This is a genomic window from Saccharopolyspora oryzae (assembly GCF_027853915.1).
Taxonomy (GTDB): Bacteria; Actinomycetota; Actinomycetes; order Mycobacteriales; family Pseudonocardiaceae; genus Saccharopolyspora; species Saccharopolyspora oryzae.
Window position 1 is genome coordinate 43,043 of record NZ_JAQGLA010000050.1, and the last position, 7,964, is coordinate 51,006.

General features: G+C 69.0%; 6 protein-coding genes. 2 read left to right on the plus strand and 4 right to left on the minus strand.

Annotation, left to right across the window (positions count from 1 at the left end; all coding sequences use genetic code 11):
- Positions 1-112: 112 nt before the first annotated feature.
- The 4 genes from OU415_RS24870 to glf form a co-directional block, all read right to left on the minus strand.
- Positions 113-1,072 (minus strand): decaprenyl-phosphate phosphoribosyltransferase, encoded by a 960-nt coding sequence (locus OU415_RS24870; RefSeq protein WP_408641911.1) that lies wholly within the window; start codon positions 1,070-1,072, stop codon positions 113-115.
- Between the two features lie 259 nt (positions 1,073-1,331).
- Positions 1,332-1,913 (minus strand): phosphatase PAP2 family protein, encoded by a 582-nt coding sequence (locus tag OU415_RS24875; protein WP_408641908.1) that lies wholly within the window; start codon positions 1,911-1,913, stop codon positions 1,332-1,334.
- 22 nt (positions 1,914-1,935) lie between these two features.
- The gene (locus OU415_RS24880; protein ID WP_270951605.1) at positions 1,936-3,897 is read right to left on the minus strand and encodes a glycosyltransferase; all 1,962 of its coding nucleotides are present in this window, start codon (positions 3,895-3,897) and stop codon (positions 1,936-1,938) included.
- A gap of 1 nt (position 3,898) precedes the next feature.
- The gene (gene glf / locus OU415_RS24885) at positions 3,899-5,140 is read right to left on the minus strand and encodes a UDP-galactopyranose mutase (protein WP_270951607.1); all 1,242 of its coding nucleotides are present in this window, start codon (positions 5,138-5,140) and stop codon (positions 3,899-3,901) included.
- Positions 5,141-5,395: 255 nt separating this feature from the next.
- On the opposite strand from glf, the gene OU415_RS24890 reads away from it, so the two are divergent.
- Together OU415_RS24890 and OU415_RS24895 are read left to right on the plus strand one after the other, a co-directional pair.
- Positions 5,396-6,643 (plus strand): glycosyltransferase 87 family protein, encoded by a 1,248-nt coding sequence (locus OU415_RS24890; protein WP_270951608.1) that lies wholly within the window; start codon positions 5,396-5,398, stop codon positions 6,641-6,643.
- Positions 6,644-6,913: 270 nt separating this feature from the next.
- The gene (locus tag OU415_RS24895) at positions 6,914-7,936 is read left to right on the plus strand and encodes a peptidoglycan recognition protein family protein (RefSeq protein WP_270951609.1); all 1,023 of its coding nucleotides are present in this window, start codon (positions 6,914-6,916) and stop codon (positions 7,934-7,936) included.
- The last annotated feature ends 28 nt before the right edge of the window (positions 7,937-7,964 follow it).

A 7,964-nucleotide genomic window follows, 5' to 3' on the forward strand; every position in this document is an offset into this window, starting at 1 on the left:
CGAACGGTGAAGACCCCCTGCCCTCCCGGTGATCACCAGATGAACAAGCCGATCTCCCGGTGAACGCATCAGCGCCCCCGGTCCGGGGACCGGGGGCGCTGATGGGGTCGGATCAGAGGTAGAAGGCCAGGAAGAGGCAGCCGGCCAGGATCACGCCGAGGACCATCAGGACCTTGTCCTTCAGGACCACTTCCTCCGGCTCGCCCGCGATGCCCTTGTCGATGTCCACCGCGTAGCGCAGGATCGCCACGACCATCGGCACGATCGAGATCAGGCCCCAGCGGGAGTTCTCGAACTCCCGGATGTCGTAGGCCCACAGGGCGTAGGCCATGATCGTGATCGCGGCCGCGATGGCCCACACGAACCGCAGGTAGGACGGCGAGTACGCCTTCAGCGACTTGCGGATCTTCGCGCCGGTCTCCATCGCCAGCTTCACCTCGGCGTAGCGCTTGCCCGCCACCATGAACAGCGAGCCGAACGCGACGATCAGGTAGAACCACTGCGTGATGACCAGGCCGGCGGCGGCACCACCGGCGATGGCGCGCAGCAGGAAGCCGGACGCGACGATGCACAGGTCGATCACCGGCTGGTGCTTCAGGCCGAAGCAGTAGCCCAGCTGCACCGCGATGTAGACCGCCATCACGGCCAGCAGCGACATGCTGGTCAGACCGGAGATCAGCAGCGATCCGCCGAGCAGCAGCACGCACACCGCGTAGGCGATCGGCACCGGGATCAGCCCGGCCGCGATCGGGCGGTTGCGCTTGGTCGGGTGCTGGCGGTCCGCCTCGACGTCGATCGCGTCGTTGACGAAGTAGATGCCGGAGGCGGCCATCGAGAACACGATGAACGCCAGCACGGCGTGCCAGAGCACGGCCGGGTCCAGGATCTGGCCCGCCGCGAACGGCACGGCCAGCACCAGGACGTTCTTCACCCACTGCTTGGGGCGCAGCTCCTTGATCAGGCCGGTGACCAGGCCCGCCGTGGTGCCCGCCTTCGCGGTGACCTTCGCGTGGTAGGCGTCCGAGGACTTGTCCTTGATGTCGTCGGACTTCTTCGCCGCCGGCTCGAGCACCTCGTCGCCGAACTCGGCGCCGATGGTGCCCTCGCCGTCGGTCTCCACCTCGATGCGCTCGGCCTGCGCGGTCTTCTCGTCCGGCTCGACCGCAGCGTCGGTGCCGGTCGTCTCGCCCGTCTTGCCGGCACCGTTCAGCAGCGCGTCGCCTACGTGGGCACCGTTGCTGCCGCCGGCCTCGGCCGACGCATCGGTCTTGCCGGTGTCCGCCTCGGCCGACGCATCGGTCTTGCCGGTGTCGGCCTCGGTTTCGTTCTTGTCAGCCACGGTTCCTCCGCCGTCTCGTGAATCGCCGCACGCCCCACGCCACGGCACCGCCGAGCGCAGAACCGGCGACCACATCGCTCGGATAATGAACCCCCAGGACGAGGCGGCTGACCATCATCGGCGGCACGACCACCGGGGTCAGCTTCTTGCCCGTCAACCCGCCGTAGAGCACCGCAGCGGCCGCCGTGGACGTCGCGTGCGAGGACGGGAAGCTCAGCTTGCTCGGCGTGCCGACCAGCACCTGGACGCCGGGGTCGGACGGCCGACGCCGGCGCACCACGCGCTTGACTGCGATCGACGCCGCGTGCGCGGCGGCGACACCGGCGGCCGCGGTGAGCCACTCACCGCGGCGCGGGCGGTCCACCAGCGCGCCGATGGCGCCGATGGCCAGCCAGCCGCCGGCGTGCTCGCCGAACAGCGACATCGCCCGAGCGGTCTTGACCACGGCTGGCTTGGCCAGCGCGCCCTGCACCTTGCGCAGCGCGACGGTTTCGGGTGTGACCGTCGCCGGTGCTTCGTCGGCGGATGCGGCGACGTCCCCTTCTGGGTTGGTCGCCGTCGTCAGCTCTGCCACATCGTCTCCGGGTGGATCGGGGTCACTTCTGGTCGAAGGCCTGTTTCCAGGACTCCGCGCTGGTCAGCTCGGGCAACGCTGCCCGGTAGACGGCGCACAGCCGGGACCACTCCTGGCCCAGCCGCTTGTAGTTGGCCATCGCGCGCATGCCCAGCCGGCGGAACTCCTCCGGGTCGCGGCGCCGGAACGCCACCCCGCTGCCGTCGGCGTTGGACACGGTCGCGCTGTCCAGGTTGCCCAGCAGGAACCAGCGAGCGCTGGCCGCGGGCACGTTCAGCTGCGGACGCTCGCCGGCGTCCTTGGCCGGTTCCTTGAGGTTGTGCAGCAGCGCCTTGGACGCGCGCGCCGCGATCACCGCCGGGTTCACCGGCGGCTTGAGCAGGCCTTCGGCCATGATCGGGTTCGCCGAGGGCGGCGGGAACTCGCGAGCCGACGGCAACGTCTTGGCGTCGTCGTAGTCCTTGCGCAGCTCCCGGACCTCCGGCAGCGCCGTGCGGAGGCTCTCGAACAGGCCCTCCGGGCCCGCCATGAAGTCCTCCAGCGCCTTCTGCTGCACCGCGACCGTGGAGTACTCCATCGACAGCAGGTGCCGGAGGGTGAGCTTCAGCCCCTGCTTGATGATGTTGTTCTTGACCTCGTCCGGGCTGTGCAGCGCGGCCAGGATCAGGCGGTTGCGGGTGTGGAAGTACGCCGTCCAGTCGGTGGCGTCGTTCTTGTCCGTCCACGGCATGTGCCAGATCGCCGCGCCCGGCAACGTCACCGTCGGGTACCCGCGCTCACCAGCGCGCAGCGAGTACTCGGAGTCGTCGTGCTTGATGAACAGCGGCAGCGGCAGGCCGGTGCGCTCGATCACCTCGCGCGGGAACAGGCACATCCACCAGCCGTTGTAGGTGGAGTGGATGCGCTGGTGCAGCTTCTTGGTCTTGCGCAGCGGCTTCTTCGCGAAGTCGTGGTCGGTGACCGCGCCCGGCGCGGCCCGCCAGATGCCCTGGCCGAGGTCGACGACCTCGCCCATGGTGTGCAGCCGCGAGCGGGCCTGCAGGTTCAGCATCTGGCCGCCGACGATCACCGGGTGCGAGGCGGCGCGGGCGAACGCGTTCGCGCGCAGGACGCCGTCCGGCTCCAGGGCGATGTCGTCGTCGATGACCATGACCTGCTCGGCGTCCGAGTTGTAGATGCCCTCGTACATGACGCGGCCGAAGCCGCCCGAGCCGCCGATGTTGTCCTGCTCGATCACGTGCAGCTTGTCGCCGATCCGGCGAGCCGCCTCGTCGAAGCCCTCGGTGTCGCGGATCTTCTGCGGGCCCTGGTCGGCCACCACGACGCGCTGCACGACCTCCATGACCTGCGGGTCCTCGCCCAGCGTCTGCAGGGCGAGCACGCAGTCGGCGGGCCGCATCGTGGTGGTGCCCACGACGACCTGCTGCTTGGGCAGCGGGACGTCGGTGGTCCAGGCCGCCTCGTCGATCTCCAGCGGCACGTCGTTGGTGAACAGGTCGAACCAGATCCACCCGCCGTCCTCGAACGGCGTCAGCGACACCCGGAACTCCAGGGACGTCCAGTCCTGGCTGTCCACCGGGGTGCCCTGCAGGTGGACGCTGTCGCCGTTGGCCTTCGAGCGGTAGACGTCGAGCCGACCGGCCCCCTTGACCTTCAGCCGCAGCACGACCTCGTCGACCTTGGTCCAACGCTTCCAGTAGCTGGCCGGGAACGCGTTGAAGTAGGAGGCCAGGGAGATCTTGCGGTGCGCGGGCACCAGCAGCCGGCGCCGCGACACGACGGTGGCGGCGCTGTCCAGCGACGCCGGCTCGTCGATGTACAGCGGGCGGACGTCCAGCGGGTCCTCGCTGCGCGGGAACACCACGCGCTGCAGGACCTGCTGGGACGACACGTCAGCGGTACCGGAGCGCATCGACGTCACGTCGCTGAGCTTGCTCTCCCCCGCAGCGGGAGAACGGTCCTCTCGGGGGGTCCGGTCGGTCACGTCAGTCCTCCAGCGAGCCGTCCAGCGAACGGCCCTCGGTGAAGTATGGAGCGATCTTGTTGTCGAACACGCTCAGCGCCGAGCCGATGGCCATGTGCATGTCCAGGTACTTGTAGGTGCCCAACCGCCCGCCGAAGATGACCTTGCGCTCCTTGGCCTCCTTCTTGGCCAGCTCGCGGTAGGCCTCCAGCTTGCGCCGGTCCTCCGGGGTGTTGATCGGGTAGTACGGCTCGTCCCCGCTCTCCGCGGACCGGGAGTACTCGCGGACGATGACCGACTTGTCCTTCGGGTAGTAGTCCCGCTCCGGGTGGAAGTGCCGGAACTCGTGGATCCGGGTGTACGGGATCTCCTCGTCGGCGTAGTTCATCACCGACGTGCCCTGGAAGTCACCGGTCTGCACGACCTCGGTCTCGAAGTCCAGGGTGCGCCAGCCCAGCTCGCCCTCGACGTAGTCGAAGTAGCGGTCCAGCGCGCCGGTGAACACCACCGGGACGTCCGTCGGCAGCTCGTCGCGCACCTCGAAGAAGTCGGTGCTCAGCCGGACGTCGATGTTGTCGTGCTCGGCCATCTTCTCCAGCCACGCGGTGTAGCCGTCGACCGGCAGGCCCTCGTAGCTGTCGTTGAAGTACCGGTTGTTGAAGTTGTAGCGGACCGGCAGGCGGCTGATGATCGCCGCGGGCAGTTCCTTGGGGTCGGTCTGCCACTGCTTGGCGGTGTAACCGCGCACGAACGCCTCGTACAGCGGGCGTCCGATCAGCGAGATGGCCTTCTCCTCGAGGTTCTGCGCGTCCGCAGTCTCGATCTCGGACGCCTGCTCGGCGACCAGCGCCTTCGCCTCGTCCGGGGTGAACCCGCGACCGAAGAACTGGCCCAGCAGGCCCAAGTTCATCGGGAACGAGTAAATCTGGCCCTTGTGCGTGGTGAACACGCGGTGCTGGTAATCCGTGAACTCGGTGAACTGGTTCACGTAGTCCCACACGCGCTTGTTCGAGGTGTGGAAGAGGTGCGCGCCGTAGCGGTGCACCTCGATGCCTGTTTCGGGCTCCGCCTCCGAGTAGGCGTTGCCCCCGATGTGGTCACGACGGTCCAGCACCAGCACCCGCTTGTCCAGCTGGGTGGCGGCGCGCTCTGCGATCGTGAGGCCGAAGAATCCGGAACCAACAACGATCAGGTCATAGCCTGCGAAGCTCACAGCCGTCGAGGGTAGCGGGGGCGAACCACCGGCCCGAAACCGCGTTGACATTATCCGCTACACATCGCTACGCGCCGTGTCGATATCACCGCAAATGGCAGTTTCCACGCATTCGCGCAACCTGCGAATACTCACCCCGAGTGAACGGCGCGATACGGTTCGCATCTATTCGCCATTGTTATTACCCGTCAGGCGACCCGCCCGGCGTGTCGTGTCCCGAGTAGGATCGTCGCCTGCGTCGACGCGCCCCCGCTCCCCTGCGGATCGCGAGTGCGGGCGCCGGATTCTGGGGTGGTGAACATCGGGGTGGCACGTGCTCGTGACGGGCGGCACCTGCTGGTCGCGGCGATCGCGATCGAGATCCTGGCGATCTGGTTCGTGCACTGGATCGACACGCGCGGTTACATCGACACCGAGATCTACCAGCTCGGCGCCCGCGCCTGGCTGCGCGGCTACGACGTCTACGGCGGCGACCTGACGCCGGAGTCACCGGACTCGGCCACCCTGCCGTTCATCTACCCGCCCTTCGCGGTGCTGCTGTTCGTGCCGCTGACCTGGCTGTCGACCGAGGCCGCGGTCGTCGTGGTGTCGGTGCTCTCGCACCTGGCGATCCTGGTCACCGCGTACTCGCTGGCCCGCTCGTCGAGCTACCTCGCGCCGCGGGCCGGGCAGGTGGCGGTGGCCACGGCGGTGCTGCTGCCGTGGTTCACGCTGATCGAGCCCACCCGGGAGACGCTGAACTACGGGCAGATCAACCTGGTGCTGATGGGGCTGGTGGCGGCCGACTGCCTGCTGCCGCGCACCCGCTGGCCGCGCGGGCTGCTGGTCGGCATCGCGGCGGCGATCAAGCTGACGCCGCTGGGCTTCCTGCTGCTGTTCCTGCTGCGCCGGGACTACCGGGCGATGGCCGTGACCGGGGCGACCTTCGCCGCGACGGTGCTGGTCGGGCTGATCGCCGCGCCGAAGGACTCGGCGGACTGGTGGCTGGACTCGATGTTCTCCACCGGCGACTCCCTCGGCACCGTCTACGCGGGCAACCTGACGCTGCGCAGCCTGCTGGCCAAGCAGTCGCTGACCGGGTTCACACTGAACTCGCTGTGGGTGCTGGGCTCGTTGGTGCTGCTCGTGCTGGCCGTGCTCGGCATCCGGTACGCGCTGCGGACGTCCAACGTCGCGCTGGCGGTGTGCCTGAACGCGATCTGGATCGTGCTGGTGTCGCCGATCTCCTGGTCGCACCACTGGGTGTGGGCCGGGCCGACGCTGGCGCTGCTGTTCGCCATGTCGCTGCGGAACCGGTGGTACGGCGTGACGATCACGGTGGTGCTGTGCGCGCTGACGGTGCTGTCCGGTCCGCAGTGGTACCTGCCGAACACCGGCGACAAAGAGCTGGACTGGACGTTCTCGCAGCAGATCGTCGGCAACGCCTACACGCTGATCGGCATCGGGTTCCTGGTCGCCGCGGCCGTGGCGCACGTCCGGTTCCGGCCGGGCTCCGCCCGCGCGCCGGAACCCGTCGACGCGGCCCCGACTCCCGCACCGCAGCACGTCCGCTGACACGTACCGGCGTGTCGTCACCCGACACACCGACACCTGTGGACAAGTCGTCCGCCCTGTGCAGAACTTCCGCGATTTCAATGGAAATCGGACCTCTGATTTCCATTGAAATCGTGGAGATCCCCGGGTCGGGTCCACAGGGGACGGCGGGTGGTCACCCGGACAGAGCAGTTGACCAGCGGCTGATCGGAGCCGCCCGCATACTCGCTTCGGTCCACGAAGCGGTTCCGGCATCCGGCCGGTGCCGACGCGCGGAAGCGAGGTACTGCGATGCGTCTCCGGCTGGGTCTTCCGATCGCGCTGCTGCTGGCCGCGACCGCACTTCCCGCTGCCAGCGCCGCCACCCCGGAGTCGAGCACCCGGATTCCGCTGCGCGACGCGCCGCTGGACCGCTCCGAAACGCGCGAAGTGCGCACCCCGGCACCCTTCGACCTGGTCGGAGTCGCCTGGCGCGGGCCGGCACCGGACCGCGTCGAGGTGCGGACCCGCGGTGCCGGCGAGTGGAGCGAGTGGACCCGGCTGGATCCGGACGCCGGCGGTAGCGAACCGCTGTGGGCCGGGCGCGCCGACACCGCGCAGGTGCGCGCCAGCCGAGGCGGTGCCGACGTGACCGGCGAGCTGGAGCTCGTCGCCATCGACCCCGGCACGCGACCCGCCGCAGCGCCGGGAACGCGGATCGCCGGGGCGCCGCCGGTCGTCTCGCGGGCGCAGTGGGGCGCCGACGAGAGCCTGATGACCTGGCCGATCGAGCGCACCCGGACCAAGGCCGTGACCGTGCACCACACCGCGGGCACCAACGACTACAGCTGCGCGCAGTCCGCCGACCTCGTGCGGGCGATCTACCGCTACCACGCGGTCGAGCTGAAGTGGGGCGACATCGGCTACCACGCGCTGGTGGACAAGTGCGGCACCGTCTTCGAGGGACGCGCGGGTGGTCTGAGCGGTGACGTCATCGGCGGGCACGCGCGGGGCTTCAACCGCGAGACGTTCGGCGTGTCGATGCTCGGCAACTACGACCGGGCGAAGCCGAGCAGCAAGACCGTCGAGTCGGTCTCCGAGATCAGCGCCTGGAAGCTCGGCACCGCCGGGGTGCGGGCCGACGGCCAGACCCAGCTGACGGCCGAACCGGCGGACAACTCGCAGCACCCGGCCGGTGCCGTGGTCACGCTGCCGACGATCTTCGGGCACCGGGACGTCAGCAAAACGGCCTGCCCGGGCAAGAACGGCTACGCGGAGCTCGGACCCATCCGGGCCCGCGCCGCCGTCCTCCAGCAGCGCGCCGACCGTCCATGATCATTTACAGTTTCAATTGAAACTGCGG